We start from the raw sequence: 26,638 nt of genomic DNA, 5'->3' as shown, positions 1-26,638 counted from the left end.
TTATGTTCAGATGTCCTTTTTGCGGCGCTATGGCCCGCACCCGTACCAGCCGTAAAATAACCGATATGACAATCCGGCAATACCACCAGTGTCAGAATCTGGAATGTAGCCGGTCATTCACCACGCTTAACAGCGTAGAAAGGGAGGTAACAAAGCGTGCAGGTACTGCACCGTTACCGCCAGACTTCATCCCCCGCGATGCCTTTCCCGCCTCGCACTATGGAAATAATCAACTTAGCCTGATTATTTAAACAAAAGCCCCGCAATGTAACGGGGCTTTTCACTTGTCAATGCGTCCAAATCCGATAAAATCCCAATGATTTGTAACAAAAAGATAAGATTTTCATTTAAGGAGATTTGTTTATGGCATTGGTTAGCTGTCCAGAGTGTCTTAAGGATGTAAGTGATACAGCATTACGTTGCCCGTCATGTGGGAAGCAGCTTAAAAAGCCACGGCGTTCACTTTTTGGAAAAGTCATCAAGTGGGCTTTTATACTGTTCAACTTATTTATGATCTACTGCCTCTTCGCAGGATTAGGTGGTAGTGGTGAAGTAATAAATCACGCAACTTCCGATGCAGAAAGAGCTGGGGCTGCAATTGGTACCGGTCTAGGTTTAATGGCAATCGCTAGTGTCTGGGTTATAGGCGACATAATCATCGGTATCCTTGTATTCCTCACAAGACCAAAGGGATGATTAAATGAAAAAGCTGTTTTTAAATGCAATAGCATCATTTATGGCACTCAATGCAGCGTCTGTATACGCAGGAAGTGAACACAAAAACTTCAATGCAGTACTTGAATGTCGGACTATGGAAAATAATGCTGAACGACTTTCTTGTTACGACAAATCAATACCGCCATCACGAACACAAAATGCTGATAAATTCGAGAGTAGAGATCAATGCCCTGAGGAGAAAGATAACGATAAACGACTATCTTGTTACGATCGCTTCTTCTCACCAACGTTTAAAGCTACAACAAGCACGATAAACACGTCAGCAAAAACTGATTATCAGCAACCTGACCGAGCTAAGTTGTTAGAGTGCCAAAGTGAAATTAATGGCACTAAAAGGCTGGCATGTTTCGACAAGCTATTCCCGCAGACTACATCCGCAGAAACTGAAGCTGTAGAAAATTCTGTTTCTAACCCTGGCAAGTGGCAAACATCAATTAGCACCTCGCCGGTAGACGACTCAAAAAACATAATCCTCTCACTTAACAGTAATGATTACATTCGAACACCTTTTGGAGAAAGTGTGATTCCAACAATATATGTAGCCTGCCGCGAAAAGAAAACGGAGGTATTCATTAACTGGGATGTGTACCTAGGTCTTGAGCAAACGAGCATGCTCTACCGCCTGGATAAGCAGAAAGCAGTTGAAAAAGAATGGTCTATCTCAACTGATACCAAAGCAGTTTTTTACAAGGGTAGTGACATTGATTTCATTAAATCTCTAGCTAAAGCAGACAAAATGTTCACCAGAATCACCCCATACAATGAAGCCCCTGTGAGTGCAACCTTCGATCTGAAGGGCCTTTCAGATGCAATGAAACCGCTTCAAAAAGCTTGTGGTTGGAAGTAAACGAAGTTTATGTCATTAACCAGAGCTACCTTCAGACGATGAAGAGTAACTTGTTATGAAAAAAGCCCCGCTCAATAAGCGGGGCTTTGTCATTGTAATGTGGACACTTTTGTCGAAGTGTGGACGCTATGTGGACGCTGATTTTAAAAATCCCTTTCAATCAGCAATTTAAATTCTTGACCTTCCCCTTGATGGAAGGTTTAACCTTCATAACAGTTAGCGAAAAGCGTTACTCCGGTCAACAACTGACCAATATATTATACGGGAGTTTTGTTATGTCTCACACTATCGACCTGACGCTGGACGGCCTCTCCTGCGGCCACTGCGTCAAACGCGTTAAAGAAAGCCTGGAACAGCGTCCTGACGTTGAAAGCGCTGAAGTGACTATCGACCATGCCGCCGTGACCGGCAGCGCCAGCGCGGACGCGCTGATTGATACCATTAAACAGGCCGGTTATGGGGCGGAGTTAAGCCACCCAAAGGCTAACCCGCTGGCAGAGTCATCATCCCCGTCGGAAGCACTGACAGCGGCCACTCCTGAGCTTCCGGCAGCGGATGATATTGATGACAGCCAACAGCTGCTGATCAACGGCATGAGCTGCGCCAGCTGCGTCTCCCGCGTGCAGAACGCCCTGCAGGCGGTACCGGGCGTCGCACAGGCACGGGTCAACCTTGCGGAGCGTACTGCGCTGGTGATGGGCAGTGCCTCCGCCGCAGATTTAGTGCAGGCCGTGGAAAAAGCGGGCTACGGGGCGGAGGCCATCGAAGATGATGCCGAGCGCCGCGAACGCCAGCAGGAAACGGCTATTGCCACCATGAAGCGCTTCCGCTGGCAGGCGATCGTCGCCCTGCTGGTCGGTATTCCGGTGATGGTGTGGGGCATGATGGGTGACAACATGATGGTCACCGCAGACAACCGCACGCTGTGGCTGGTGATTGGTTTAATTACCCTTGCGGTCATGGTCTTTGCAGGTGGGCATTTTTATACCAGCGCCTGGAAGAGCCTGAAAAACCGCACGGCGACGATGGATACGCTGGTTGCGCTCGGTACCGGCGCGGCGTGGCTGTACTCCATGAGCGTGAACGTCTGGCCCCAGTGGTTCCCGATGGAAGCCCGCCATCTCTATTATGAAGCCAGCGCCATGATTATCGGCCTGATTAACCTGGGCCACATGCTGGAAGCGCGCGCCCGTCAGCGCTCCTCGAAAGCGCTGGAACGCTTGCTCGATTTAACCCCGCCGACGGCCCGCGTGGTCACGGACGATGGGGAAAAAAGCGTCCCGCTGGCTGAGGTACAGCCGGGCATGACGCTGCGCCTGACCACCGGCGACCGGGTGCCCGTCGACGGTGAAATCACCCAGGGCGACGCCTGGTTGGATGAAGCGATGTTGACCGGGGAGCCGATCCCCCAGCAAAAATCACAGGGCGATGCGGTTCATGCCGGTACGGTAGTGCAGGACGGCAGCGTGCTGTTCCGCGCCAGTGCCGTCGGTAGCCACACCACGCTGTCGCGTATTATCCGCATGGTCCGCCAGGCCCAGAGCAGCAAGCCGGAGATTGGCCAGCTTGCTGACAAAATCTCGGCCATTTTTGTGCCGGTAGTGGTCGGCATTGCGCTGCTGAGCGCGGCGATCTGGTATTTCTTCGGCCCGGCACCTCAAATTGTCTACACCCTGGTCATCGCCACTACGGTGCTGATCATCGCCTGTCCGTGCGCTCTTGGCCTGGCGACGCCGATGTCGATTATCTCCGGCGTGGGCCGTGCCGCCGAGTTTGGCGTGCTGGTCCGTGATGCGGATGCCCTGCAGCGGGCGAGCACCCTGGATACGATTGTCTTTGATAAAACCGGCACGTTGACCGAGGGCAAACCGCAGGTAGTGGCCGTGAGTACCGCTGGCATTACGCAAGAGGACGCGCTGCGCCTTGCCGCCGCGCTGGAGCAGGGTTCCAGCCACCCGCTGGCCCGCGCCATTCTCGATAAGGCGAATGCTTCTGCCCTGCCGCAGGTCAGCAATTTCCGTACCCTGCGCGGGCTCGGCGTCAGCGGTGAAGCCGACGGCCACGCGCTGCTGCTGGGTAACCAGGCATTGCTGAATGAAAACGGTGTTGATACGTCCGCGCTGGAAGAAGAGCTGAAAGCACAGGCGTCTCGGGGCGCCACCCCGGTTCTGCTGGCGGTGGATGGCAAAGCCGCCGCGCTGCTGGCCGTGCGCGATCCGCTTCGCCAGGACAGCGTGGATGCCTTACAGCGCCTGCACCGCGCGGGCTATCGCCTGGTGATGCTGACCGGGGATAACCCGACCACCGCCAACGCCATCGCGAAAGAGGCCGGTATTGATGAGGTGATTGCGGGCGTGCTGCCGGACGGCAAAGCGGACGCCATCAAGAACCTGCAAAGTCAGGGTCGCCAGGTGGCGATGGTGGGCGACGGCATCAACGACGCCCCGGCGCTGGCCCAGGCGGACGTAGGGATAGCCATGGGGGGCGGGAGCGATGTCGCCATCGAAACCGCGGCCATCACGCTGATGCGCCACAGCCTGATGGGCGTTGCCGACGCCCTGGCCATTTCGAAAGCTACGTTGCGCAACATGAAGCAGAACCTGCTGGGAGCGTTCGTCTATAACTCGCTCGGTATTCCGGTTGCTGCCGGCATTTTGTGGCCGCTGACCGGCACCCTGCTGAACCCGGTGGTTGCGGGTGCGGCGATGGCACTCTCCTCCATTACCGTGGTGAGCAACGCCAACCGTCTGCTGCGGTTTAAACCGAAGGATTGAACCTTGTTCTCGTACGCGCTAGCATGACCCTTTCCGGTCATGGAGCGCGTATGAGTCTGTTTAATCGTATAAAAGCATCGTTTCGCGCCCTCTTCCCCCGCCGCTATGCCTGGCCCGGCCTGGATATCTCGCTTCCCGGCGGGCAACACCTGCACCTGGTCGGCAGCATCCATATGGGCACGCAGGGAATGTCTCCTCTACCATCCGGTCTGATAAAACGCCTGAAGCGCGCCGACGCGCTGGTCGTCGAGGCCGACATTTCCGGCCACGAGTCGCCGTTTGCCGGGCTTGAAAGCGATCTTCCGCTGGCGGAGCGCCTGAACGACGACCAGCTCGCGGAGCTGAGGCGCGTGGCGGCAGAAACCGGCGTGTCGCTCTCCATGATTGACAACCTGCCGCTGTGGCAAATTGCGATGGTGCTGCAGGCCACGCAGGCGCAGCGTCTGGGCCTGCGCGGTGACTACGGCATTGATTACCAGCTGCTGAACGTGGCGCGGGCGCGCCGTATGCCCATCATCGAGCTGGAAGGGACGGACAGCCAGATTGCGCTCCTGCGCCAGCTTCCTGACGACGGTCTGATGCTGCTGGATGATACCCTGACCCACTGGCACACCAACGCGCGTCTGCTGCAAACCATGATTGGCTGGTGGCTGGATGCGCCGCCCGCGGACGGTAAGCTGGCGCTACCGTCGACGTTCAGTGAATCGCTTTATGATGTGCTGATGAATGCGCGCAACAAAGCCTGGCGAGAGACGCTGCATGCTTTACCTGCGGGGGAGTACGTGGTCGCGGTCGGGGCGTTGCATTTATACGGCGAAGGGAATTTGCCGTCGCTGTTGAAATAAAAAAATGGCCAATATCTCTATTGGCCCGTCAAAGAGGAATTTCATCGTTTTTATTATACCGAAGTGACCTTCGGCTGAGCCGATTGTCGCTCAAAGTGACCATCACTGCCAACACTATTGCGCAAGATGGTGCTATTTTTTAGACAAACGTCAGGCGTATGCTGGCTGCATGAATTGTCTGACGTAAGAAGGATAGCTATGACTCCCGCCGTTAAATTACTCGAAAAAAACAATATTTCTTTCCGGATCCATACTTACGATCACGATCCGAACGAAACCAACTTTGGTGATGAAGTGGTGCGCAAACTGGGGCTGAACGCTGACCAGGTCTATAAAACGCTGCTGGTGGCGGTGAATGGCGATATGAAGCACCTCGCCGTGGCGGTAACGCCCGTTGCCGGACAGCTCGATCTCAAAAAGGTAGCGAAAGCGCTGGGGGCGAAAAAGGTGGATATGGCGGACCCGATGGTTGCGCAACGCACCACGGGCTATCTGGTGGGCGGGATCAGCCCGCTCGGACAGAAAAAACGGCTGCCGACGCTGATCGATGCGCCTTCGCAGGAATTTGAGACGATCTATATTTCGGGCGGTAAACGCGGGCTGGATATTGAACTGGCCGCGGGCGATCTGGCGAAAATGCTGGACGCGAAGTTTGCGGATATTGCCCGCCGGGAGTAAAAAAAAGCCGGGTGGCGGCTACGAGGTAAAAGCAAAACGGTAACAGACGTTACCGTTTTTTGTGTTCGCGCCCTCTCCCGGTGGGAGAGGGTTGGGGTGAGGGCATCAGGCCGCACAACACTACTGCCAGCTCACCTCACCTTTCGGCTCATAGGCATTCACGTCAATCGGCGAGTTCTGCTCGATGTACTGCTTCAGCACTTCCGCATCAATAAAACCGGTGTTTACGTAGCCCGGTTTATTATCGATGTGCGGATAGCCGTCGCCGCCGGTGGCGTTAAAGCTTAACGTCGCCAGACGGTAGGTTTTCGCCGGGTCTACCGGCTCGCCTTTGATTTTCAGATCGTTGAGCTTGCCGTCCTTCGCCACAAAGCTGACGTTGGCAAACTGCGGATAGGCACCCGAGTCCGGCTTCATCTGCGCCACGGCGGTCAGGTAGTCAACGACCTCTTTCCCGCTCATATCCGCATACACCACCACGTTGCCGAACGGCTGCACCTTCAGCACGTCTTTATAGGTGATGTTTCCGCCTTCGATGGAGTCACGAATGCCGCCGCCGCTCATCACGCCGAAGTCCGCATTCGTGCGCGCCATCTGCGCCGCCAGCACCAGATGGCCCATGTTGGTCTGCACGAAGCGGACTTTACTGCGGTCCCCTTCCAGACGACCGTTCAGCGTGCCGATTTTCACGTCCAGCTGCGCCTTGCCTTTGTTCTGGAACGGCGTCAGCAGGGAGAGCATCTGCTGGTTTTCAGCAATCTCTGGCGTGTAAAGTACGCGCTCGCTTTTCCCGTCCGGGTAGGTGACTTTCTTCTTCAGGTTCACCGGGATGAGCTGATAGCGCACCAGCTTCATCTCACCGTTACGAAACTCAAAGTCCGCCCGACCCACGTATTTACCCCACTCGTGGGCCTGCACAATCCAGATCCCGTTCTGACGATCTGGCGCACACGGCGTGCCCGGCACGTAGTCCACCTGCTTTTTGTTCTCCGACGCCATGCACACCGGATCCTGCGAGTGACCGCCCACAATCATCGCCAGCGAGCCCGCTGGCAGGCTGCGCGCCATCTCCACGTCGCCGGGCGCATTGGAGCCGTGCTCGCCGTTATCGTAGTGTCCCATGTGGGTAGTGGCGATAATCACGTCCGGCTTTTCGTTCTGCTGCAGCTCCTGAATCACCAGCTTCGCTTCGTCTGCCGGTTTGCGGAATTCGATATCGGTGAAGAACTCAGGGTTACCGATTTTTGCCGTATCGTCGGTGGTTAAGCCGATGACCGCGATTTTGAGATCCTGACGCTTAAACAGCGCCCACGGTTTAAACAGACGTTCGCCGGTGCTTTTCTGGTAAATATTGGCGGAGAGGAACGGGAATTTGGACCATTTCTCCTGCTGGCGCAGCACGCTCAGCGGATTGTCAAACTCGTGGTTGCCGACGGCCATCGCGTCGTAACCGATTAAATTCATGCCGCGGAAATCGGGTTCAGCATCCTGTAAATCCGATTCCGGCACGCCGGTATTAATATCCCCGCCCGACAGCAGCAACACGCTGCCGCCCTGGGCCGCCACCTCTTTGCGAATGCCGTCCACCAGCGTTTTTTGCGCCGACAGACCATACTCGCCGTATTCACTGCGCCAGAAATGACCGTGATGATCGTTGGTATGCAGAATGGTGATTTTATAGGTTTTATCTTTTTCATACGCCTGCGCGGGCAGGCTTGCCAGGCCCCATGCGGCAATAAGCGCCAGCGCGACGCCCCGCTTCATTAACTTCATCTTCTCTCTCCCTGACCAATAGACAAAGGCAAAAATTACAGTGACTAACAAGAATAGACAAATAAGTTTTCAGAATTGCGACTTTCTTCAAATGTCACGGACGAGTATGTTAGTCGGATAATAATTACTCCCTGCATCTCTAATAACAAATTGACGTGGTATTTATGGCAATCAGTGAATCAACCCAGCCCGCTCCGGGCGCGCCGGCGTCGCGCACCTCTTTTAAAGTTTTAGGCGCAATCAGCCTCTCGCACCTGCTCAACGACATGATCCAGTCGTTGATTCTGGCGATCTACCCGCTGCTGCAGTCCGAGTTTTCGTTAACCTTCGTACAGATCGGGATGATCACCCTGACCTTCCAGCTGGCCTCGTCGCTGCTGCAGCCGGTGGTGGGTTACTGGACGGATAAATACCCGATGCCGTGGTCGCTGCCGATAGGCATGTGCTTTACCTTAAGCGGGCTGGTGCTGCTGGCCATGGCAGGCAGTTTTGAAGCGGTTCTGCTCGCCGCCGCGCTGGTGGGAACCGGCTCGTCCGTCTTCCATCCGGAGTCCTCACGCGTGGCGCGTATGGCCTCCGGTGGCCGTCACGGGCTGGCGCAGTCACTCTTCCAGGTAGGGGGCAACTTCGGTAGCTCCCTCGGCCCGCTGCTGGCGGCGGTGATTATCGCCCCGTATGGCAAAGGCAATGTGGCCTGGTTTGTGCTGGCCGCCCTGCTCGCCATTGTCGTGCTGGCACAGATCAGCCGCTGGTACGCCGCCCAGCATCGCGTGAACAAAGGGAAACCTAAAGCGAAGGTTATCAATCCCCTGCCTCGTAATAAGGTCATTCTTGCGGTCTCCGTGCTGCTGGTGCTGATTTTCTCGAAATACTTCTATATGGCGAGCATCAGCAGCTATTACACCTTTTATCTGATGCAAAAATTCGGATTATCGGTACAAAACGCGCAGTTCCATCTGTTTGCTTTCCTCTTCGCGGTGGCCGCAGGAACGGTAATTGGCGGGCCGGTGGGGGATAAAATTGGCCGTAAATATGTCATTTGGGGCTCTATCCTCGGCGTGGCGCCCTTTACCCTCATTTTGCCGTACGCCAGCCTTGAATGGACGGGGATTTTGACCGTGATTATTGGTTTTATCCTCGCCTCCGCGTTTTCCGCCATTCTGGTCTATGCCCAGGAGCTGCTGCCGGGTCGTATCGGTATGGTTTCCGGACTTTTTTTCGGTTTCGCCTTCGGCATGGGCGGGCTGGGTGCAGCGGTATTAGGGATGGTTGCGGATCACACCAGCATCTTCCTGGTTTATAAAATCTGCGCTTTCCTGCCACTTCTTGGGATGTTGACCATATTCCTGCCTGATAATCGTCATAAAGCGTGATTTACGGGTAGCTAAAGTTATGCTTTGGCTACCCTTCCCCCTTATGCGATAAGGGTTTCCTCTTCATCCCCACTCTGAATTTATCAATATGCGCCTTTTTAATCGCATATTGCCGTTTTATTCAAACTTCAACAATTATTCATAAACATAAGGGCAAAAATTGTCATAAACTATTACCTGGCTTTTTGGTATTCACGCCAAAAATGGAACACTCACCACGAAAGGAGACGGAATGCACCACGCCACACCGCTTATTACCACCATTGTTGGTGGACTTGTGCTCGCTTTTATCCTTGGCATGATTGCCAATAAGCTGCGTATTTCTCCTCTTGTCGGCTATTTGTTAGCGGGTGTACTGGCGGGGCCTTTCACGCCAGGCTTCGTGGCGGATACCAAACTGGCGCCAGAGCTGGCGGAACTCGGCGTGATCCTGCTGATGTTTGGCGTCGGTCTGCATTTTTCGCTGAAGGACCTGATGGCGGTAAAGTCGATCGCCATACCCGGAGCGATCGCCCAGATAGGGGTGGCGACGCTGCTGGGCATGGCGCTTTCGGCAGTGCTGGGCTGGTCGCTGATGACCGGCATCGTCTTTGGGCTGTGCCTCTCCACCGCCAGTACCGTGGTGCTGCTGCGCGCGCTTGAAGAGAGGCAGCTGATAGACAGCCAGCGCGGGCAAATCGCGATTGGCTGGCTGATTGTTGAAGATCTGGTGATGGTGTTGACGCTGGTGCTGCTGCCCGCCGTCGCCGGGATGATGGAAAAAGAGAACATTGGCTTCGCCTCGCTGGCGCTGGATATGAGCATCACCATCGGTAAGGTGGTGGCCTTTATCGCCATCATGATGCTGGTGGGCCGCCGTCTGGTGCCGTGGATCATGTCCCGCAGCGCGGCGACCGGCTCCCGGGAGCTGTTTACCCTCTCCGTCCTTGCGCTGGCGCTGGGCATCGCCTTCGGTGCCGTTGAGCTGTTTGATGTCTCCTTTGCCCTGGGGGCGTTCTTCGCCGGGATGGTGCTGAACGAATCCGAGCTGAGCCACCGTGCGGCGCACGACACGCTGCCGCTGCGCGATGCGTTTGCCGTGTTGTTCTTCGTCTCCGTCGGGATGCTGTTCGACCCGCTGGTGCTGATCCAGCAGCCGCTGGCCGTGCTGGGCACGCTGGCGATCATTATTTTTGGTAAGTCGCTCGCGGCTTTCTTCCTGGTGCGAATGTTCGGCCACTCCCCGCGCACGGCGCTGACCATTGCCGCCAGCCTGGCGCAGATTGGCGAGTTCGCCTTTATTCTGGCCGGTCTGGGCATGGCCCTGAACCTGCTGCCGCAGGCGGGGCAAAATCTGGTGCTGGCGGGGGCAATCCTCTCCATCATGCTAAACCCGGTATTGTTTGCCTTGCTGGAAAAATACCTCGAGAAGACCGAAACCCTCGAAGAGCAGACGCTGGAAGAGGCAACGGAAGAAGAGAAGCAGATCCCGGTGGATATTTGTAATCACGCCCTGCTGGTGGGCTTTGGCCGCGTCGGCAGCCTGCTCGGCGAGAAGCTGATGGCGCAGGGGATCCCGCTGGTGGTGATTGAGACGTCACGCACCCGCGTGGATGAGCTTCGCGAGCGCGGGATTCGTGCGGTGCTGGGCAATGCGGCGAACGAAGAGATCATGGAGCTGGCGCATCTGGACTGTGCCCGCTGGCTGCTGCTGACCATTCCAAACGGTTATGAAGCGGGTGAGATTGTGGCCTCCGCGCGTGAGAAGTGCCCCGGTATTGAGATCATTGCCCGAGCGCACTATGACGACGAGGTAGAGTACATCACCGAGCGCGGCGCGAATCAGGTGGTGATGGGCGAGCGTGAGATTGCGAACACCATGCTGACGCTGCTGACGAAGCCGCCAGTTGAAGAGGCAGTTACGGGGTAAGTTTGCTGCGGCCTGATGCCCGCACCCTGGCCCTCTCCCACAGGGAGAGGGAACAAATACTAAAAACGGCAACCACAGGTTGCCGTTTTGCTTTTACCTGTCCCAGTACGCCTCTTCGAGGCTGTCTTCTCGTTCCGGCAGACCGCGCGTTAAGCGCGGCGAATGCTGGTTCAGTACCTGGTAGCTCACGCGGTTGGCGTACTTACACACCTGCGCCAGCGAGGAATAGGTCAGCCAGCTGAACTTGTGCTTGCTGGAGTTCGGCACGTTAGTTTTGTGATAGGCGTTCGCGGTAATGTCATGCAGCAGCGCGGCAAGCGCGCCGTCGCCCGCGCCGTTAGTGTTCATGATCTTCTCCGGCCCGCCCATATACGGCGCAATGTGGGAGTAGATACGCAGCGGATTCACGCAGTCTTTGTGGCGCATGCCGCGGCTGAACTCGTACTGGTTGAACTCCGCAATCGCCCCCGGCAGCAGCGGGTGCTGGGTTTTGCGCTTGCTCTCTTCTTCCGTGAACCCCGCCATATACAGCCCAACCGGACCCGCGGTGCAGAGCACCAGATCCACCCAGTCCAGCGCTTTGTCGGACGCCAGCAGCGGATCGCTTTCACCGGTCAGCGCCTCGGCCTCTTCTTCGTTCATCGCCAGAATGGAGACGTGCTCTTTCAGGAAGGTCTGCCACCACTCCGGGTTATCGGCAATCACGAATTTGGTGCCCAGGGTTAACACCACCGGCACATCGTACTTTTTGGCGTACTCAATCGCCTTCATGGTCGCTTCCGGCATCGGCTCGCCCGGCTTGCAGCGCACCAGGTAGGAGGTCAGCACCAGCGCAGACGCGCCCGCGATCACCTCTTCGGGAATGCTTTCCGCGCGCAGCTTGTTCATGTGGCCCGGGCTGATGGCAAAGGTACGCTCGCCGGATTCGCCGATCAGCGTAAAGCAGCGGCCAATCGGCCCGTCTACGCCCTGGAGATAGTTCAGATCGGTGCGGCTGGAGGTGTTGCACAGGTAGCGGTAGGCGTAGCCACCGATTTCGATATTGCTGCACATCACGCCGAGCAGCACCGAGCGGTCATCTGCCAGCACCGAGTAGTTGTGCATGGTGTTGCCGATGGTGCCGCCAGCGAACTGATGGGTAATCAGATTTTCGCGCACCAGCTCCTGGTACAGCGCTTCGGCAACGTCGTCCTCAATCACCAGCGAGTGACCGGCGCTCAGACCGTAACGGGCGACAAACTCATCATCCACTTTCGCTTCAATGTCCACCAGCGTCTGGTCGATACCGACAACCCAGGCCGCGCTGGTTTCATTTTCAGGCTGGATTTGCTGCAGGAGCGGATCGCGGGCATCGACGGGAAAGTAGTGTTTGGATTTGCGTTTACCGGGAAATTTCATGGTCTGAACTGTACGAAGAATATGGGCCGGGAATGGTAGCACAAACCCGGCCCGGAGTGCGATCAGCGGCTGTTCGTCACCAGCGAGACCATCATGTCGATATGCTCAGGTGAGTCGTTAAGCGCCGGAATGTACTCATACTTTTCGCCGCCGGCCTCAAGGAAAAATTCCCGGTTTTGCACCGCGATCTCCTCCAGCGTTTCAAGGCAGTCCGCCGAGAAGCCCGGCGACATCACCTGAATGTGCTTTACGCCCTTCTCGCCGAGCATTTTGAGGGTTTCATCGGTGTACGGCGTCAGCCACGGCTCGCGGCCAAAGCGCGACTGGAAGGTCATCATCACCTTCTCCGGCGGCAGGCCAAGGGCGGAGACCAGCTCGCGGGTGGTATCGCGGCAGCGCTGGGGGTAATCATCCCCTTCGTTGGCGAAACGCTGCGGAATACCGTGATAGGAGAGCAGCAGCAGATCCGGTTCGCCGTGCTTTTCAAACGATGCTCGGGCGCTGTTGGCAAGCGCCTTAATGTAGAGCTCGTTATCCGCATAATCGCGAATAAAGGTCACGCCCGGAATGCGGCGGCGCGTCTTCAGAATACGCGCCAGCTCGTCCCAGACGGCGGCCACCGTCGAGCAGGAGTACTGCGGATACAAGGCCAGCACGACGATATGATCCACGCCCTGTGCCAGCAGCGCATCGACGGCACTTTCCAGCGAAGGTTTACCGTAGCTCATGCCGAGTGCGACGGGCATATCCGGCAGACGGGCGGCCAGCGCTTTTTCCTGACGACGGCTGTACACCATCAGCGGCGAGCCCTCCTCCATCCAGACGGACTGATAAAGTTTGGCGACGCGCGGAGAGCGAATCGGCAGAATGACGCCACGCAGCAGCGGCCACCACAGCAGTCTCGGAAAATCCACGACGCGCGTGTCGCTTAAAAATTGTCGCAGGTAGCGTTTTACCGCCGCTGGAGTGGGTGCTTCTGGAGTGCCCAGATTGGCAAGCAGGATGCCGGTTTTCGCCTGACTCATTCACGCCTCTTAACCATTTGATAGGTTGTCAATTGTAGCGGAAATGCGTTTAAACGAAACCCATTGCTGTAATAGGTAAGATGAGAATATTTCTCACCCGGAAGCCCGGGTGAGAGGCGCGTGATTAGCCGAGGATTTTTTCCAGCTCTGCACGTACGTCAGCCACGGCTTTGGTGCCGTCAACTTTGGCGTATTTGGTGTTACCCGCCTGCGCTTCTTTGGTGTAGTAGCCAATCAGCGGCGCGGTCATCTGATGGTATTCCACCAGGCGTTTACGCACGGTCTCTTCCTGATCGTCTTTACGGGTGGTCAGCTCTTCGCCGGTCACGTCGTCTTTGCCTTCAACCTTAGGCGGGTTGAATTTGATGTGGTAAACGCGGCCAGAGGCAGCGTGCACGCGACGGCCAACGATACGGTCAACGATCAGCTCGTCCGGTACGTCGAACTCCAGAACGTAGTCCACGTTGATGCCCGCTTCTTTCATGGCGTCAGCCTGAGGAATGGTGCGCGGGAAGCCGTCCAGCAGGAAACCGTTGCGGCAGTCTTCCTGCGCAATGCGCTCTTTAACCAGCGCGATAACCAGCTCGTCGGTTACCAGCTTGCCTGCGTCCATGATGTCTTTCGCTTGTTTACCCAGCTCGGAGCCAGATTTTACAGCGGCGCGCAGCATGTCACCGGTGGAGATTTGCGGAATACCGTATTTCTCCATGATGAACTGAGCCTGAGTTCCTTTACCCGCGCCCGGAGCGCCAAGCAGAATAATACGCATTGCGAAAATCCCCTCAAATGTCGTTTCAATTTTTCAAAAGCGCTAAACAATACCACCAGAACGGGCGTGGCTCAAGGAAGGCGGGAAGGCTGAAACGGTTAATGGGGGGAGATAATTTGGGAGAGTGCGGTCTGGTGCCCTCACCCCGGCCCTCTCCCACGGGGAGAGGGAGAAGACCAGGGGAGACGTGGTCAGTTACGCCAGCAGCAGCGCATTCACACGTTTAATGAACAGGTTAGGATCTTCAAGGGTGCCGCGCTCGGCCAGCAGAGACTGATCCAGCAGCAGTTCAACCCACTCGGCAAAGCGAGCTTCATCCTGGGTATCCGCCGCGCGTTTCACCAGCGGATGATCCGGATTAAGCTCAAAGATATATTTCACTTCCGGCACGGACTGGCCCGCCGCGGCGAACAGCTTCGCCATCTGGGTGCTCATTTCGTCCGCATCGGTGGTGACAATCGCCGGAGTATCGGTCAGACGGTGCGTGAAGCGTACCTCTTTCACGCGGTCGCCCAGCAGGGTTTTGACACGCTCAACGAACGGCTCCAGCGCCTTCTCGGCTTCTTTCGCGCTTTCGTCCACTTCATCCGCCAGCTTGTCGATGGACTCGTCGGCTTTGGCAACGGACTGGAACGCCTTACCATCGAACTCGGTCAGGTAGTTCATCATCCACTCGTCGATGCGGTCAGAAAGCAACAGCACTTCGATGCCTTTCTTACGCAGCAGCTCCAGGTGCGGGCTGCTCTTCGCTGCCGCATAGCTGTCAGCGGTGATGTAGTAGATCTTCTCCTGCCCTTCTTTCATGCGGGAGACGTACTCTTCCAGCGACACGGTCTGGGCGGAGGAGTCGGTGTGCGTAGAGGCGAAGCGCAGCAGTTTAGCGATGGTTTCAACGTTCGCCATGTCTTCCGCTGGACCTTCTTTCAGCACCAGGCCGAACTGTTTCCAAAAGGTCTGGTATTTTTCCGCGTCGTCTTTCGCCAGTTTTTCCAGCATCTGCAACGCACGTTTGGTCAGGGCGTTACGCAGATTACGTGTGACGGTGCTATCCTGGAGGATTTCGCGGGAGACGTTCAGCGGCAGATCGTTGGAGTCTATCAGGCCACGAACAAAGCGCAGGTAGTTCGGCATGAACTGCTCGGCATCGTCCATGATGAAGACGCGCTGCACGTACAGCTTCAGGCCGTGCTTGTGATCGCGGTTCCACATGTCCCACGGTGCCTGCGCCGGAATGTACAGCAGGCTGGTGTACTCCTGCTTCCCTTCCACGCGGTTGTGGCTCCAGGTCAGCGGGTCGGTAAAGTCGTGAGCGATGTGCTTATAAAACTCGTTGTACTCGTCGTCTTTGATTTCAGCCTTGTTACGCGTCCACAGCGCCTGCGCCTTGTTGATTTTCTCCCAGGAAACAACGGTTTCACCGTCTTTCTCTTCCTGTTTTTCAATCTCTACCGGCAGCGCGATGTGGTCGGAATATTTGCTGATGATGGAGCGTACGCGCCAGTCGTTCAGGAAATCGTCTTCCCCTTCGCGCAGGTGGAGGGTGATTTCGGTGCCGCGATCCGCTTTAGTGATGTCATCAACGGTGTATTCGCCTTCCCCTTTGGATTCCCACAGCACGCCGTTCTCGGCGCTGTCGCCCGCCGCGCGGGTGCGCACGGTGACTTTGTCCGCCACGATAAACGCCGAGTAGAAGCCCACGCCGAACTGGCCAATCAGCTGGCTGTCTTTCGCCTGGTCAGAGCCCATGGACTCCAGGAACGCTTTGGTGCCGGATTTAGCGATGGTCCCGAGGTGGTCGATCACCTCGTCGCGGTTCATCCCGATGCCGTTATCAGCGATGGTCAGGGTGCGGTTCTCTTTGTTGAAAGAGACGCGCACGCGCAGCTCGCCGTCGCCTTCATACAGATCCGGGTTGGACAGCGCGCGGAAGCGCAGCTTGTCCGCCGCATCGGAGGCGTTGGAAATCAGCTCACGCAGGAAAATTTCTTTGTTGGAATACAGGGAATGGATCATCAGGTGCAGAAGCTGTTTTACTTCTGACTGGAAACCACGGGTTTCTTGTCCTTTCATCTAAGTCGACCTCAACAATGCCATTTAATGGGGTTGTAAAACGTTGAGTGAGAGATGGGGATGAGGGGGGAAATTTTCAAGCGGAGGCCGCGCGCGCAGCCTCCGTTTGGTCAGAAAATAATCTTGTGTCGTCCGGCCAGCGAGTGCGACAGCGTGGTGCCATCGACCATCTCCAGCTCGCCGCCGACCGGCACGCCGTGGGCGATGCGGCTGGCGTCAACGCCGTACTGCGCGCACAGCTCGGCGATATAGTTGGCGGTTGCCTCCCCTTCCACCGTGGGGTTGGTGGCGAGGATCACCTCTTTGATGGTTTCGGACTCAAGACGCTGTTCAAGGCGGTCAAGACCGATATCGTCCGGGCCAATGCCGTCCAGCGGGGAGAGATGCCCCATCAGCACAAAATAGCGGCCGGAAAACTGCCCGGTTTGTTCGATGGCGTAGATGTCCGCCGGACTCTCCACCACGCAAATCTGACCGTTTTCCTGACGACGCGGGTTCGTACAGATGTTACACACGTCCTGCTCGGTAAAGGTCCGGCAATCCGCACAGTGACCAATTTCTGACATGGCGCGGGTTAAAGCCTGCGCCAGGCGCATCCCGCCGCTGCGGTCGCGCTGCAATAGCGTAAACGCCATGCGCTGCGCCGACTTCGGGCCAACGCCCGGCAGGCAGCGCAGTGCTTCCATTAACTGCGTGAGCAGCGGACTGGTTTGCATCAGAATGGCATCTTAAAGCCCGGCGGCAGCTGCATACCGCTGGAAACAGAGGCCATTTTCTCTTTCTGGGTTTCGTCGATACGGCGAGCGGCATCGTTAAACGCGGCTGCAACCAGATCTTCCAGCATCTCTTTGTCGTCTTCGAGCAGGCTCGGGTCGATTTCAACGCGACGGCAGTTGTGCGCACCGTTGATGGTCACCTTGACCAGACCGGCACCGGATTCACCCGTGACTTCCAGCTGAGCGATCTCTTCCTGCATCTTCTGCATTTTTTCCTGCATCTGCTGAGCCTGCTTCATCAGGCCACCCAGACCGCCTTTTCCACCAAACATAGGCTTCTCTCTTCTTTCACGTTTAAGGATTACAACCGTAAGTCAGACTCACGATCAAATGGGGCGAATACTCTCTTCATCCAGATCGGCGTCGAAGAACCGGCGCAGGGTCTGGATGTTGTTATCCGCAATAATTGCCTCGCGCGCCTGCGCAAGCTTCTCTTCATAAATGGCCTGGCGCCACTCGAGCGGCGTTTTCACTGCCGGATTATCATCTTCAATGATAGTCAATTCAACCGGTGAACCCTGTAAAGCAGCAAGCGCCTCGGCCAGCGCCTTTTGCGCGCCAGGGGAATTGAGGTGCCGCTGGCCCGGACGCAGGTGCAGACGCACCTGATTGCCGTCCTGCTCTTTCCAGGCGTTCAGCGCGACCTGCTCCACCAGCTTCGGCAACTGGAGTTTGCTGACCTCAGCGGCCCAGGCGTCGCGTGCAATAGATTCTTCGGCGAGCTTCGCGGAAAGCTCCGGCGTTTTTTCATGCTCCAGCGCCTTTTTCAGCGCTTTCGGCGTGGCGACCACTTCCTTGACCGTTTCAACAACGGTGGTCGCCTTCCAGCGGTAAGCCTCTTCTTTCACCGGGGCTTTCTGCTCGAGCGCGGACGGTGCCGGACGCGACTGTACGCGCTCCGTTACCGAGGCCAGTCGTTCAAGCGCGGCGTTGTTCACCGGCCGCGCTCTTCCTGGCGCTGCCGGTTCACTCTTTTTTGGTTTGGTTACTCCCTGCGCACGCTGCAGTTGGCTGCGTGCGGCAAGCACCGAACTGGTGGCATCCGACAGCGGCACGTTTTGCTGTGGCGGCGGCGTCGGCTGCGGTGGCACCTGCTGCGGTGACATCACCGCCGTAGGGGCGACCGGGGCAAAAGACTGCCGCGGCGCTTCCGGTTCCGGCAACGGCATGCGCGGGTGGAACGCCAGCGCGCGCAGCAGCGTCATTTCGACGCCCATCCTGGGGTCCGGTGCGAACGGTAACTCTTTGCGGCCAATCAGCAGCGTCTGGTAATACAGCTGCACGTCGGCAGGCGGCACGGTGCGGGCAAGTTCACGCATCCGCTGTTCAATGGCGGCCATATCCGCACCGATGGCCGACGGAGACAGCTGCAGCATCGCCACGCGGTGCAGCAGGCTGAGCATCTCGACCAGCAGCGCTTCCCACTCAATACCGCGGGCAGCGGCCGCGTTCACCAGCGACATCACGCGCTCACCGTTGGCGGCAATCATCGCTTCGATGAGCGACAGCGCCTGATCGTCATCCAGCGTGCCGAGCATGGTGCTGACCGCTTCGGTCGAGAGCTTGCCGTCACCGCTGGCAATCGCCTGGTCGGTCAGGCTTAGCGCATCACGCAGGCTGCCGTCAGCCGCGCGGGCCAGCAGCTGCAAGGCGCGCGGCTCGTGAACGATCTTCTCTTCATCAAGGATGTGCTCAAGCTGCGCGCGGATCTGCTCAACGTCCAGCGCCTTCAGGTGGAACTGCAGGCAGCGCGACAGGATGGTGACCGGCAGCTTTTGCGGATCGGTGGTCGCCAGCAGGAATTTAACGTGCGCGGGCGGCTCTTCCAGCGTTTTCAGCAGGGCGTTAAAGCTGTGGCGCGACAGCATGTGCACTTCATCGATCAGGTAGACCTTGAAGCGGCCGCGCGCCGGGGCGTACTGCACGTTGTCGAGCAGATCGCGGGTGTCTTCCACCTTGGTGCGCGAGGCGGCGTCGATCTCGATCAGATCGACAAAACGCCCCTGCTCGATCTCGCGGCAATTGTCACACACGCCGCACGGGGTGGCGGTGATCCCGGTTTCGCAGTTCAGACCTTTCGCCAGCAGACGGGCAATAGAAGTCTTACCGACGCCGCGGGTGCCGGAAAAAAGATAGGCGTGATGGATGCGACCTAGCGACAAGCCGTTCGCCAGGGCCGTCAGCACATGTTCCTGACCGACAACGTCAGCAAAGGTTTGTGGTCGCCATTTACGGGCTAACACCTGATAACTCATGGGCAGGCTCTGCAACGCTGGAAGGTGAATTTATGGAGGGGAATGCTATCACAACCTCACCCATTGAGCGAGGTTGTGAAAACCGGGATTAATGACCCGGGAAAGGCACCAGGCTGTAGCTGGTAATGCCCTGTTTTTCCAGGCGCTGTTCACCGCCAAGATCGAACAGATTGATGATGAAGGCCGCGTCGGTCACTTCCCCACCCAGACGGCGGATCAGCTTGACGGTCGCTTCAATGGTGCCGCCGGTTGCCAGCAGATCGTCCACCACCAGCACTTTGTCGCCAGGCTTGATCGCGTCAACGTGGATTTCCAGCTGATCGGTGCCGTACTCCAGCTCGTAGCTCTCGGCGATGGTTTCACGCGGCAGTTTGCGCGGCTTACGCACCGGCACAAAACCCACGCCCATCGCCAGCGCAACCGGTGCGCCAAACAGGAAGCCGCGGGCTTCGGTACCTACTACTTTGGTGATCCCGGCGTTTTTATAACGTTCGACCAGCAGTTCAATGCTGAGCGCGTACGCTTTCGGGTCTTCCAGCAAGCTGGTGACATCACGGAAAAGAATGCCAGGCTTTGGATAGTCCTGGATGCTTTTGATGCTATTTTTCAGATATTCAAGCTGCTGTGCAGTTGCGGTCATCGGTTTGTGCCTAAATGAAACAGTGTTACTCACGGCGCGCGACGAGTCGGTCAAAGTAACAGTTGTTTAACCTTTGACCAGGCGCACCTGTGCTCGAAAACGGTCGAATTTACTGGCTGCGCGCCATAATTGCAACCGCCATGATGAGGCTTCAGTGCTTTTGTTGCTTTTCATCAACCACGGGGATCCGCCACATGAAGATCAGCAGGCAGGCCAGGATCGCCAGCAGCAGAATACGCACCCACATCATGTTCACCAGCCATAACGAAACGGCGAAGGTGATCAGGATAAAGGCAATGGCGCGCGGCTTGGCCCCGGGCGGCATGGCCCGGTGTTTTTGCCAGTGCCGCAGGTAGCCGCCAAACCACGAGCGATACAGCAGCCAGTGGTGAAAACGCGGCGACGATCGGGCGAAGCACCAGGCGGCCAGCAGGATAAACGGGGTGGTCGGCAGCAAGGGCAATACGATGCCCAGCGTACCCAGCACTACCGCGAGCCAGCCAATGATGATTAAAATAGTACGCTGCATAATGCGAATCGTTATCAAACTGAACGGCTACTTTACCACTGGAGAGCGCATTGAAAACAGCACTGCTTCTTGAGAAGCTGCAAAATCAGCTGATCGCTCTGCGGGCGCAGGCCACGCCGCTGATGGGACACGCCACGCTGAAACCGCGCTTTGACCGGCAGCTTTTCCGCACCCGCAGCACCGTCATTCAGGATTACCTTGCTGAGATGCAGACCAACCTCGATGAGCTTCGCCACGCGGTTGAGAGTGAACAGCAGGAACAGGTGGTGTGGCTTGCGGCGCATCTTACCGAGCAGATCACCGCCCTGCACCGCGAAATCGCCGCCTGGCCGCTACGGGCGTGGGACAGCGCCTCGCCTGGGCTGGGAAAATGGCAGCGCAAGCGGCTGGAGAACCAGGAGTTTGAGCGGCGTCTGTTTGAGATGAAGCGCGAGCGCGAAGCCCGCCTGAACAATAGCGAAACGCTGGAAGAGCAGCAGCTATTGATGCGCGAGATTAGCGCGCTGGAAGGCCGCATCGTCCGCTGCCGTCAGGCGCTGGATGAGATTGAACGCGTGATTGAACGCCTGACCCGTTAACTGGAGCCACATCTATGTCACTGGAAAATGCACCCGACGAGGTCAAGCTGGCCGTCGATTTGATTATGCTGCTGGAGAATCATGAGATCCCGGCCGAGACAGTGCTTAAAGCGCTGGAGATTGTGCGACGGGATTTTGAGGGGAAACTTCCCCCTCACCCTAACCCTCTCCCTGTGGGAGAGGGAAAATAGATTAAGCCGGAGTCGGGTCGTCGCCCTTAATGTCGCGCTTCACTTCCGTGTGCTCGTCACCTTTCTCATTATGCAGGTGAACCTCAAGCTGGTTGAAGGCGATGTTGATGTTGTTTTCACGGCACAGGCGGTCGATCGCGCGGTTCAGTTCATCAACGGTGTAGCTGCGATCGCGCAGTTCACGCACATATAAACGCAGCTCGTGATCCAGCGTGCTTGGCCCGAAGGTGGTGAAGAAGACATCTGGCGCAGGATCGTGCATGACTTTTGGATGCGATTTAGCGGCTTTAAGCAATACCTCTTTCACTTTATCCAGATCGGAACCGTAGGCCACGCCGAGGCGAATCACCACGCGCGTGGTGGTATCCGAGAGCGACCAGTTGATCAGACGCTCGGTCACGAACGCTTTGTTCGGGATGATCACCTCTTTACGATCGAAGTCAGTGATGGTGGTAGCACGAATTCGGATCTTGCTGACGGTCCCGGAGAACGTACCGATGGTGACGGTATCGCCGATACGCACCGGACGTTCGAAGAGGATAATCAGGCCGGAGACAAAGTTACCGAAGATCTCCTGCAGGCCAAAACCAAGACCGACCGAGAGGGCCGCCGCCAGCCACTGCAGTTTATCCCACGAGACGCCCAGCGAGCCGAATACCGTCATCGCCCCGACGATAATGATGACGTAATTCAATATGGTGGTGATGGCGTAAGACGCCCCCTGGCGCAGGTTCAGCCTTGAGAGCACCAGCACTTCCAGCAGACCCGGCAGGTTACGAATCAGCGCCCAGGCCACCACCGACGACACTAGCGCAAACAGCAGGCTGCCCATGGTGACGCTTTTCATCACCGCCGCGCCGGCTTCGGTACCGTTGTACTGCCAGAGGGTAATACTGTCGAGATAGGCGAAGACGGTAATTAAATCAGACCAGATCGCCCAGAACATCACCGCAAACAGCGCGATCATCACCAGCATGGTGATACGCAGCGTCTGCTGGTTAACCTGCTCCAGCGCGATGGTCGGCTCTTCCTGTGGCTCCGCGCCTTCAGCCCCCTCTTTCACCTGATGCTGACGACGCGCAATGGCACGACGGTAAGCAATGCGGCGGGCCGCGACGCTTAAGCCGCGCAGCACGGTCTGATAGAGCAGGTTCCAGACGATCACCAGATAGACCGTCTCGATCCAGCGCCCGGACAGGCGCAGCGTGGTGTAGAAGTAGCCCGTTGCCGTAAGCACCATCAGCGCCAGCGGAATGATCGCCAGCACCGTCACGGTGGCCAGACGGATATTGTGGGACTCTTTATCACGCCAGCTGTCGCGGCACATCGGCCACATCAGGATCGCAATCAGCAGCAGGTTGAGCAGAATGACCAGTTGACCCAGCACATCATCCATCAGATGCAGCGGGGAAAGCTCGGAGACTACCGACCAGAAGTGCAGCGGCAGGAGCGCCAGGCTGACGCGCACAATCTGGCGACGCCAGTGGCTGGTCAGCTGCGCAGGCATGTTGAAGTGACGCACCGCCACGCCGTCTTTTTCGAGCACCTTCCAGCACACGCCAAATACCAGCCAGAACAGCGCCAGTTTTTTACTGAACGCCCAGAGCAGATCGCTGACGTTAAGCTGCATCGTGAGCAGGATCAGGCCCACGGCCAGAATAATCAGGCACACCGGCAGCGCGCGAATGAGATCGATCAGAATCGCTTTTGGCGTATGGAGCTGGCTGTCGTTACGCAGTTGCCCCACTTCCGAGGCCAGCTTCGCCTGGTACTGTTTCAGCCATTTCAAACGCCAGCGGATCAGACCGGCAATCAGCAGCAGCGGTAAGCCCGCCAGGAAAGCAATCATTACCGCAGGCCAGGCTTTCTCCCAGTTCACGGTGATTTTCATGCTCTTAATCTGCGTTTTCAGCGTCTCCGGGAAGGACTTAATCCAGTCCCAGTCCATCGGCTTGTTGCTGTTCACCCAGAAAATCTGCTGCGTCAAAATCTCCTGCAGGCTTTTTGACACGCTGACCAGCTGCTGCTGGTTGATCTGCAGGTTAATTGCCATCATCAGCTGGTTGCCCAGCTGTTTATTGAGCTGGTCCAGCAGTTCACGGCGCATATCCACCACCTGGAGCAGCGCGTCATGCACTTCCGGGTTTACGTCACTGGAGTGCCCCTCTTCAATTTTGGCGACGAAAGCATCACTCTGGAAAAGGGCATCGCGCTGCTGGTTGACGTCAAACTGCTCCAGACGTAAATCCGCAATGCGGTTGGTCATGTCCTCCAGCTCGTCGGCAGACGGCAGCGTCTGCTGCTGCTGGTAGAGAATACGCGACAGCAGGAGGCTGCCCTTCAAGACCGCGATCTGCTCTTTGATGTTGCGCTCCGCCTGCAGCGCGCGATCCAGCCAGTTCTTCACTTTGATATTTTGCTGAACCAGCGAGTTGCCGCTTTCCGTCGCCAGTATCAGGCGCTGGCTGAGCTGGTGGTTAGCCTCAAGCTCCTGCTTCACCAGCGGGTTGGCCTGAATGCGGGCAGTTTCGTCCGGCGAGACGGCTTCCTGAGCGGTTTTTTCCGTCAGAGTCAGGCGTTTGCTGTTTACCGCCTCCTGCAACAGCTGAAGCTGATGCTCCAGACGATTAATATTCGCCGTCACGTAATCACGCTGTTTCTGGAGCGTGTCCTGCAGCACCGTATTCCCTTCCAGGCTTTTACGCTGCTGTTCGATTTGCGCATTGAGCAGCGACTGCTGAACCAGCAGCAGGGTTTGCTGGGTCGGGCGCAGCGTGCCCTCCCCTACCGTGGTGCCGTTCAGGCGGTTGCGGATCTGCTGCAGCTGCTGAGACGCGGCGTACATCGCGTTTTGCACGCGCTCGGGCTGGGTTTGCAGGGAGACGAGCTGACTGTTGTAGGTCGCGAGGTCAGACTGTGCGGTTTGCAGATCGTCGAGCAATTGCGCGACGCGCGATTCCAGCTGGCGTAAGGAGAGCGTGGAGAGCGTTTTGCGCGTTTCATCGTCGTTATCGACGTCGCTCAGCGCGCTCAGCGCTTCCGTGGCCTTACGCATGTTCTCCGGCGCCTGCGCCACCTTCTGACGAAGCTGGGTGGTTTCAGCTTTAACGCGCTCAATCTTATCAATGTTTTCCAGCGTTTCCGTCAGATCCTGCTGGGTGAGTTTCTCCTGAGGAGAGAGCTCTTTTTGTTTGTTCAGGGTGTCGAGCTGCGACTGAATTTCACTGCGCGAGGGAATATCAGTGCTGTTGTCTGCGCGGGCCCAGGAAAGCGGCGCGGTGGAGAAGAAAAACAGCATAGCAAAAAGCAATGCAAATACAGGATGTTGCGAGCGATTGATGGGCAGCATAGTTGTGAATGATGTCAGCAGATGACCGAAAATAGTCTGGCGTGAAGAATATCACGCTCGTCGGAAGCAGAATAGCGAGAACGTAAGCCTCTGAGATAAATCCTGGAAGGGCTCAGGCCGTGAGCGAAGGCGCGTCGCTGCGCAGCGTCGGGCAGAGCTGTAGCATTTCCAGTAAAATCGCCACGTAGCTGCGGGCTTCCTCTTTGAGATCAAAGGATTGCGGCGCAAAAAGCCAGTTTTCCATCAGACCTGAAATGTAGCTGCGCATCAGGATGGCCGCCCGGCGGGTGAGTAAATTGGCCGGTAACAGCTTTGCCTGCATACACAGGTTCAGGTTCTGTTCGATACGATCGTAGCTCTCCAGGCTGAGGCTGCGCTGCGCCTGTTGCACCACCGCCATTTCGCCCACGAACTCACATTTATGAAAGATAATTTCCATCATTAATCTGCGACGCTCTTCAACTACCGTTGCTTCAAGGATATATACTAATATTTCTCTTAATACTGAGAGTGGATCGTCAGGGAATTTTGCCCGATACTCACTCTCGAGATCGCTAATGCTGGACTCTGAAAGCTCCCAGATTTCACTGAACAGATCTGACTTATCTTTAAAATGCCAGTAAATCGCTCCCCGCGTCACACCGGCAGCCTGAGCAATTTGCGCCAGCGAGGTAGAAGAAACACCCTGCTGAGAGAACAAACGTATCGCCACATCCAGAATGTGTTGTCGGGTTTCCAGCGCTTGTTGTTTAGTTTTTCGTGCCATAGGTGGGTGAATTTACAGGAGTCAGATTTACATACATTTGTGAATGTATGTACCATAGCATGACGATAATATAAACGCAGCAATGGGTTTTTAGACTCAGGACCCTTGATCAATTTGAAATCGGACACTCGAGGTTTACATATGAACAAAAACAGAGGGTTAACGCCTCTGGCGGTCGTTCTGATGCTCTCAGGCAGCTTAGCGCTTACAGGATGTGACGACAAACCGGCTCAACAAGGAGCTCAGCAGGCGCCAGAAGTCGGCGTTGTGACACTCAAATCTGAACCTCTGCAGATCACCACAGAATTACCAGGCCGTACAAACGCTTACCGCATTGCGGAAGTGCGTCCTCAGGTTAGCGGCATTATCCTGAAACGTAACTTTACCGAAGGCGGCGATGTGAAGGCCGGTGAGTCTCTGTATCAGATTGATCCCGCAACCTATCAGGCTTCTTATGAAAGCGCGAAAGGTGACCTGGCTAAAGCACAAGCGGCGGCAAAAATCGCTCAGCTGACGCTGAACCGCTATCAGAAACTGCTCGGCACGAAGTACATCAGCCAACAGGATTACGATACCGCGCTGGCAGATGCCCAGCAGGCTAACGCGGCCGTGGTAGCAGCCAAAGCGGCTGTCGAAACTGCACGCATTAACCTGGCCTATACCAAAGTGACCTCCCCTATCAGCGGTCGTATTGGTAAATCTGCCGTGACGGAAGGGGCGCTGGTGCAGAACGGGCAGACCACTGCGCTGGCTACCGTGCAGCAGCTTGATCCGATCTACGTTGACGTGACGCAGTCCAGCAACGATTTCCTGCGCCTGAAACAGGAGCTGGCTAACGGCACCCTGAAACAGGAAAACGGCAAAGCCAAAGTGGAGCTGGTTACCAACGACGGTATCAAGTTCCCGCAGGAAGGTACTCTGGAATTCTCTGATGTGACGGTCGACCAGACCACCGGTTCCATCACCTTACGTGCGATTTTCCCGAACCCTGACAAAAATCTGCTGCCAGGTATGTTCGTTCGCGCGCGTCTGGAAGAAGGAACGAATCCAACCGCACTTCTTGTTCCACAGCAGGGTGTGACCCGTACGCCACGCGGCGATGCGAGCGCACTGGTTGTTGGGGCAGATAACAAAGTCGAAACGCGCAATATCACCGCCACGCAGGCGATTGGCGATAAATGGCTGGTGACGGAAGGTCTGAAAGATGGCGATCGCGTGATTGTTACTGGTTTGCAAAAAGTACGTCCTGGCGCGCAGGTAAAAGCACAGGAAGTGACATCTGACGATAAACAACAAGCTTCGGCCGCTGGCCAGTCAGAACAAACCAAGTCTTAACTTAAACAGGAGCCGTTAAG

General features: G+C 56.6%; 23 protein-coding genes and 1 other annotated feature. Of the genes, 11 read left to right on the top strand and 12 right to left on the bottom strand.

Annotated elements, in window-relative coordinates; all coding sequences use genetic code 11:
* Positions 1 to 2 precede the first annotated feature (2 nt).
* The 6 genes from IM294_RS08120 to ybaK all read left to right on the top strand — a co-directional run bounded on the left by IM294_RS08120 (position 3) and on the right by ybaK (position 5,882).
* Positions 3 to 251 carry an ogr/Delta-like zinc finger family protein gene (locus IM294_RS08120; protein WP_045346406.1) on the top strand — a complete coding sequence of 83 codons (249 nt, stop codon included), beginning with the start codon at positions 3 to 5 and terminating at the stop codon, positions 249 to 251.
* 112 nt (positions 252 to 363) lie between these two features.
* Positions 364 to 696 carry a hypothetical protein gene (locus IM294_RS08115; RefSeq protein ID WP_010428212.1) on the top strand — a complete coding sequence of 111 codons (333 nt, stop codon included), beginning with the start codon at positions 364 to 366 and terminating at the stop codon, positions 694 to 696.
* A 4-nt stretch (positions 697 to 700) separates the two neighbouring features.
* Positions 701 to 1,585, top strand: coding sequence for a type VI secretion system-associated protein TagO (locus IM294_RS08110; RefSeq protein ID WP_193360322.1), 885 nt, complete (start codon positions 701 to 703; stop codon positions 1,583 to 1,585).
* A gap of 275 nt (positions 1,586 to 1,860) precedes the next feature.
* The gene (gene copA / locus IM294_RS08105; RefSeq protein WP_126818313.1) at positions 1,861 to 4,359 is read left to right on the top strand and encodes a copper-exporting P-type ATPase CopA; all 2,499 of its coding nucleotides are present in this window, start codon (positions 1,861 to 1,863) and stop codon (positions 4,357 to 4,359) included.
* A gap of 50 nt (positions 4,360 to 4,409) precedes the next feature.
* Positions 4,410 to 5,204 (top strand): TraB/GumN family protein, encoded by a 795-nt coding sequence (locus IM294_RS08100; protein WP_049000966.1) that lies wholly within the window; start codon positions 4,410 to 4,412, stop codon positions 5,202 to 5,204.
* Positions 5,205 to 5,402: 198 nt separating this feature from the next.
* Positions 5,403 to 5,882 (top strand): Cys-tRNA(Pro)/Cys-tRNA(Cys) deacylase YbaK, encoded by a 480-nt coding sequence (gene ybaK, locus IM294_RS08095; RefSeq protein WP_008499307.1) that lies wholly within the window; start codon positions 5,403 to 5,405, stop codon positions 5,880 to 5,882.
* 120 nt (positions 5,883 to 6,002) lie between these two features.
* Here ybaK and ushA read toward each other — a convergent pair whose 3' ends face one another.
* On the bottom strand, positions 6,003 to 7,655 hold the full coding sequence (gene ushA / locus IM294_RS08090) for a bifunctional UDP-sugar hydrolase/5'-nucleotidase UshA (protein ID WP_028012202.1): 1,653 nt from the start codon (positions 7,653 to 7,655) through the stop codon (positions 6,003 to 6,005).
* Positions 7,656 to 7,819: 164 nt separating this feature from the next.
* Between ushA and IM294_RS08085 the strand changes: the two genes are divergently transcribed.
* A complete protein-coding gene (locus tag IM294_RS08085; RefSeq protein ID WP_028012201.1) occupies positions 7,820 to 9,028 on the top strand; it encodes an MFS transporter in 1,209 nt (402 codons plus the stop codon).
* 232 nt (positions 9,029 to 9,260) lie between these two features.
* Positions 9,261 to 10,937: a YbaL family putative K(+) efflux transporter gene (gene ybaL, locus IM294_RS08080; RefSeq protein WP_041911052.1), complete on the top strand. Its 1,677-nt coding sequence runs from the start codon at positions 9,261 to 9,263 to the stop codon at positions 10,935 to 10,937.
* Between the two features lie 93 nt (positions 10,938 to 11,030).
* On the opposite strand, the gene IM294_RS08075 is transcribed toward ybaL, so the two are convergent.
* The 9 genes from IM294_RS08075 to IM294_RS08035 form a co-directional block, all read right to left on the bottom strand.
* On the bottom strand, positions 11,031 to 12,335 hold the full coding sequence (locus IM294_RS08075; RefSeq protein ID WP_045260696.1) for an inosine/guanosine kinase: 1,305 nt from the start codon (positions 12,333 to 12,335) through the stop codon (positions 11,031 to 11,033).
* A 62-nt stretch (positions 12,336 to 12,397) separates the two neighbouring features.
* On the bottom strand, positions 12,398 to 13,360 hold the full coding sequence (gene hemH, locus IM294_RS08070) for a ferrochelatase (protein ID WP_126818312.1): 963 nt from the start codon (positions 13,358 to 13,360) through the stop codon (positions 12,398 to 12,400).
* 124 nt (positions 13,361 to 13,484) lie between these two features.
* The gene (gene adk / locus IM294_RS08065) at positions 13,485 to 14,129 is read right to left on the bottom strand and encodes an adenylate kinase (protein WP_006809841.1); all 645 of its coding nucleotides are present in this window, start codon (positions 14,127 to 14,129) and stop codon (positions 13,485 to 13,487) included.
* Positions 14,130 to 14,324: 195 nt separating this feature from the next.
* A complete protein-coding gene (htpG, locus tag IM294_RS08060; protein WP_126818311.1) occupies positions 14,325 to 16,199 on the bottom strand; it encodes a molecular chaperone HtpG in 1,875 nt (624 codons plus the stop codon).
* Between the two features lie 110 nt (positions 16,200 to 16,309).
* Positions 16,310 to 16,915 (bottom strand): recombination mediator RecR, encoded by a 606-nt coding sequence (gene recR, locus IM294_RS08055; RefSeq protein WP_006809843.1) that lies wholly within the window; start codon positions 16,913 to 16,915, stop codon positions 16,310 to 16,312.
* Complete coding sequence (locus tag IM294_RS08050) at positions 16,915 to 17,247, bottom strand: YbaB/EbfC family nucleoid-associated protein (protein ID WP_003858972.1); 333 nt, start codon at positions 17,245 to 17,247, stop codon at positions 16,915 to 16,917. The genes recR and IM294_RS08050 overlap by 1 nt, the downstream gene beginning before the upstream one ends.
* A gap of 54 nt (positions 17,248 to 17,301) precedes the next feature.
* Complete coding sequence (gene dnaX / locus IM294_RS08045) at positions 17,302 to 19,230, bottom strand: DNA polymerase III subunit gamma/tau (RefSeq protein ID WP_041911056.1); 1,929 nt, start codon at positions 19,228 to 19,230, stop codon at positions 17,302 to 17,304.
* Positions 17,908 to 17,972: a sequence feature (DnaX frameshifting element), on the bottom strand. (Overlaps the previous gene by 65 nt.)
* An 88-nt stretch (positions 19,231 to 19,318) precedes the next feature.
* Positions 19,319 to 19,870, bottom strand: coding sequence for an adenine phosphoribosyltransferase (gene apt / locus IM294_RS08040; RefSeq protein WP_000127359.1), 552 nt, complete (start codon positions 19,868 to 19,870; stop codon positions 19,319 to 19,321).
* A gap of 151 nt (positions 19,871 to 20,021) precedes the next feature.
* Positions 20,022 to 20,399 carry a DUF454 family protein gene (locus IM294_RS08035; protein WP_063942743.1) on the bottom strand — a complete coding sequence of 126 codons (378 nt, stop codon included), beginning with the start codon at positions 20,397 to 20,399 and terminating at the stop codon, positions 20,022 to 20,024.
* Between the two features lie 50 nt (positions 20,400 to 20,449).
* Here IM294_RS08035 and priC point away from each other — a divergent pair, with 50 nt between their 5' ends.
* Positions 20,450 to 20,977 (top strand): primosomal replication protein N'', encoded by a 528-nt coding sequence (gene priC, locus IM294_RS08030; RefSeq protein ID WP_049137539.1) that lies wholly within the window; start codon positions 20,450 to 20,452, stop codon positions 20,975 to 20,977.
* A 14-nt stretch (positions 20,978 to 20,991) separates the two neighbouring features.
* Positions 20,992 to 21,168, top strand: coding sequence for a pleiotropic regulatory protein RsmS (gene rsmS, locus IM294_RS08025; protein WP_045631461.1), 177 nt, complete (start codon positions 20,992 to 20,994; stop codon positions 21,166 to 21,168).
* A 1-nt stretch (position 21,169) separates the two neighbouring features.
* Here rsmS and mscK read toward each other — a convergent pair whose 3' ends face one another.
* The gene (mscK, locus tag IM294_RS08020) at positions 21,170 to 24,517 is read right to left on the bottom strand and encodes a mechanosensitive channel MscK (protein WP_047362428.1); all 3,348 of its coding nucleotides are present in this window, start codon (positions 24,515 to 24,517) and stop codon (positions 21,170 to 21,172) included.
* Positions 24,518 to 24,629: 112 nt separating this feature from the next.
* Complete coding sequence (acrR, locus tag IM294_RS08015; protein WP_023310602.1) at positions 24,630 to 25,283, bottom strand: multidrug efflux transporter transcriptional repressor AcrR; 654 nt, start codon at positions 25,281 to 25,283, stop codon at positions 24,630 to 24,632.
* Positions 25,284 to 25,424: 141 nt separating this feature from the next.
* Here acrR and acrA point away from each other — a divergent pair, with 141 nt between their 5' ends.
* Positions 25,425 to 26,618 (top strand): multidrug efflux RND transporter periplasmic adaptor subunit AcrA, encoded by a 1,194-nt coding sequence (acrA, locus tag IM294_RS08010; protein WP_028012190.1) that lies wholly within the window; start codon positions 25,425 to 25,427, stop codon positions 26,616 to 26,618.
* The last annotated feature ends 20 nt before the right edge of the window (positions 26,619 to 26,638 follow it).

Source organism: Enterobacter cloacae complex sp. P43RS (assembly GCF_014930585.1).
GTDB classification, from domain to species: Bacteria; Pseudomonadota; Gammaproteobacteria; order Enterobacterales; family Enterobacteriaceae; genus Enterobacter; species Enterobacter bugandensis.
The sequence above is the reverse complement of the archived record's forward strand: the minus strand, read 5'-3'. Positions and strand labels throughout refer to the sequence as shown.

Bases quoted from the DNA above. Each gene is read 5' to 3' on its own strand.
- IM294_RS08120 (WP_045346406.1), top strand. From the start codon at position 3: ATGTTCAGATGTCCTTTTTGCGGCGCTATGGCCCGCACCCGTACCAGC.
- IM294_RS08115 (WP_010428212.1), top strand. From the start codon at position 364: ATGGCATTGGTTAGCTGTCCAGAGTGTCTTAAGGATGTAAGTGATACA.
- IM294_RS08110 (WP_193360322.1), top strand. From the start codon at position 701: ATGAAAAAGCTGTTTTTAAATGCAATAGCATCATTTATGGCACTCAAT.
- copA (WP_126818313.1), top strand. From the start codon at position 1,861: ATGTCTCACACTATCGACCTGACGCTGGACGGCCTCTCCTGCGGCCAC.
- IM294_RS08100 (WP_049000966.1), top strand. From the start codon at position 4,410: ATGAGTCTGTTTAATCGTATAAAAGCATCGTTTCGCGCCCTCTTCCCC.
- ybaK (WP_008499307.1), top strand. From the start codon at position 5,403: ATGACTCCCGCCGTTAAATTACTCGAAAAAAACAATATTTCTTTCCGG.
- ushA (WP_028012202.1), bottom strand. From the start codon at position 7,655: ATGAAGTTAATGAAGCGGGGCGTCGCGCTGGCGCTTATTGCCGCATGG.
- IM294_RS08085 (WP_028012201.1), top strand. From the start codon at position 7,820: ATGGCAATCAGTGAATCAACCCAGCCCGCTCCGGGCGCGCCGGCGTCG.
- ybaL (WP_041911052.1), top strand. From the start codon at position 9,261: ATGCACCACGCCACACCGCTTATTACCACCATTGTTGGTGGACTTGTG.
- IM294_RS08075 (WP_045260696.1), bottom strand. From the start codon at position 12,335: ATGAAATTTCCCGGTAAACGCAAATCCAAACACTACTTTCCCGTCGAT.
- hemH (WP_126818312.1), bottom strand. From the start codon at position 13,360: ATGAGTCAGGCGAAAACCGGCATCCTGCTTGCCAATCTGGGCACTCCA.
- adk (WP_006809841.1), bottom strand. From the start codon at position 14,129: ATGCGTATTATTCTGCTTGGCGCTCCGGGCGCGGGTAAAGGAACTCAG.
- htpG (WP_126818311.1), bottom strand. From the start codon at position 16,199: ATGAAAGGACAAGAAACCCGTGGTTTCCAGTCAGAAGTAAAACAGCTT.
- recR (WP_006809843.1), bottom strand. From the start codon at position 16,915: ATGCAAACCAGTCCGCTGCTCACGCAGTTAATGGAAGCACTGCGCTGC.
- IM294_RS08050 (WP_003858972.1), bottom strand. From the start codon at position 17,247: ATGTTTGGTGGAAAAGGCGGTCTGGGTGGCCTGATGAAGCAGGCTCAG.
- dnaX (WP_041911056.1), bottom strand. From the start codon at position 19,230: ATGAGTTATCAGGTGTTAGCCCGTAAATGGCGACCACAAACCTTTGCT.
- apt (WP_000127359.1), bottom strand. From the start codon at position 19,870: ATGACCGCAACTGCACAGCAGCTTGAATATCTGAAAAATAGCATCAAA.
- IM294_RS08035 (WP_063942743.1), bottom strand. From the start codon at position 20,399: ATGCAGCGTACTATTTTAATCATCATTGGCTGGCTCGCGGTAGTGCTG.
- rsmS (WP_045631461.1), top strand. From the start codon at position 20,992: ATGTCACTGGAAAATGCACCCGACGAGGTCAAGCTGGCCGTCGATTTG.
- mscK (WP_047362428.1), bottom strand. From the start codon at position 24,517: ATGCTGCCCATCAATCGCTCGCAACATCCTGTATTTGCATTGCTTTTT.
- acrR (WP_023310602.1), bottom strand. From the start codon at position 25,283: ATGGCACGAAAAACTAAACAACAAGCGCTGGAAACCCGACAACACATT.
- acrA (WP_028012190.1), top strand. From the start codon at position 25,425: ATGAACAAAAACAGAGGGTTAACGCCTCTGGCGGTCGTTCTGATGCTC.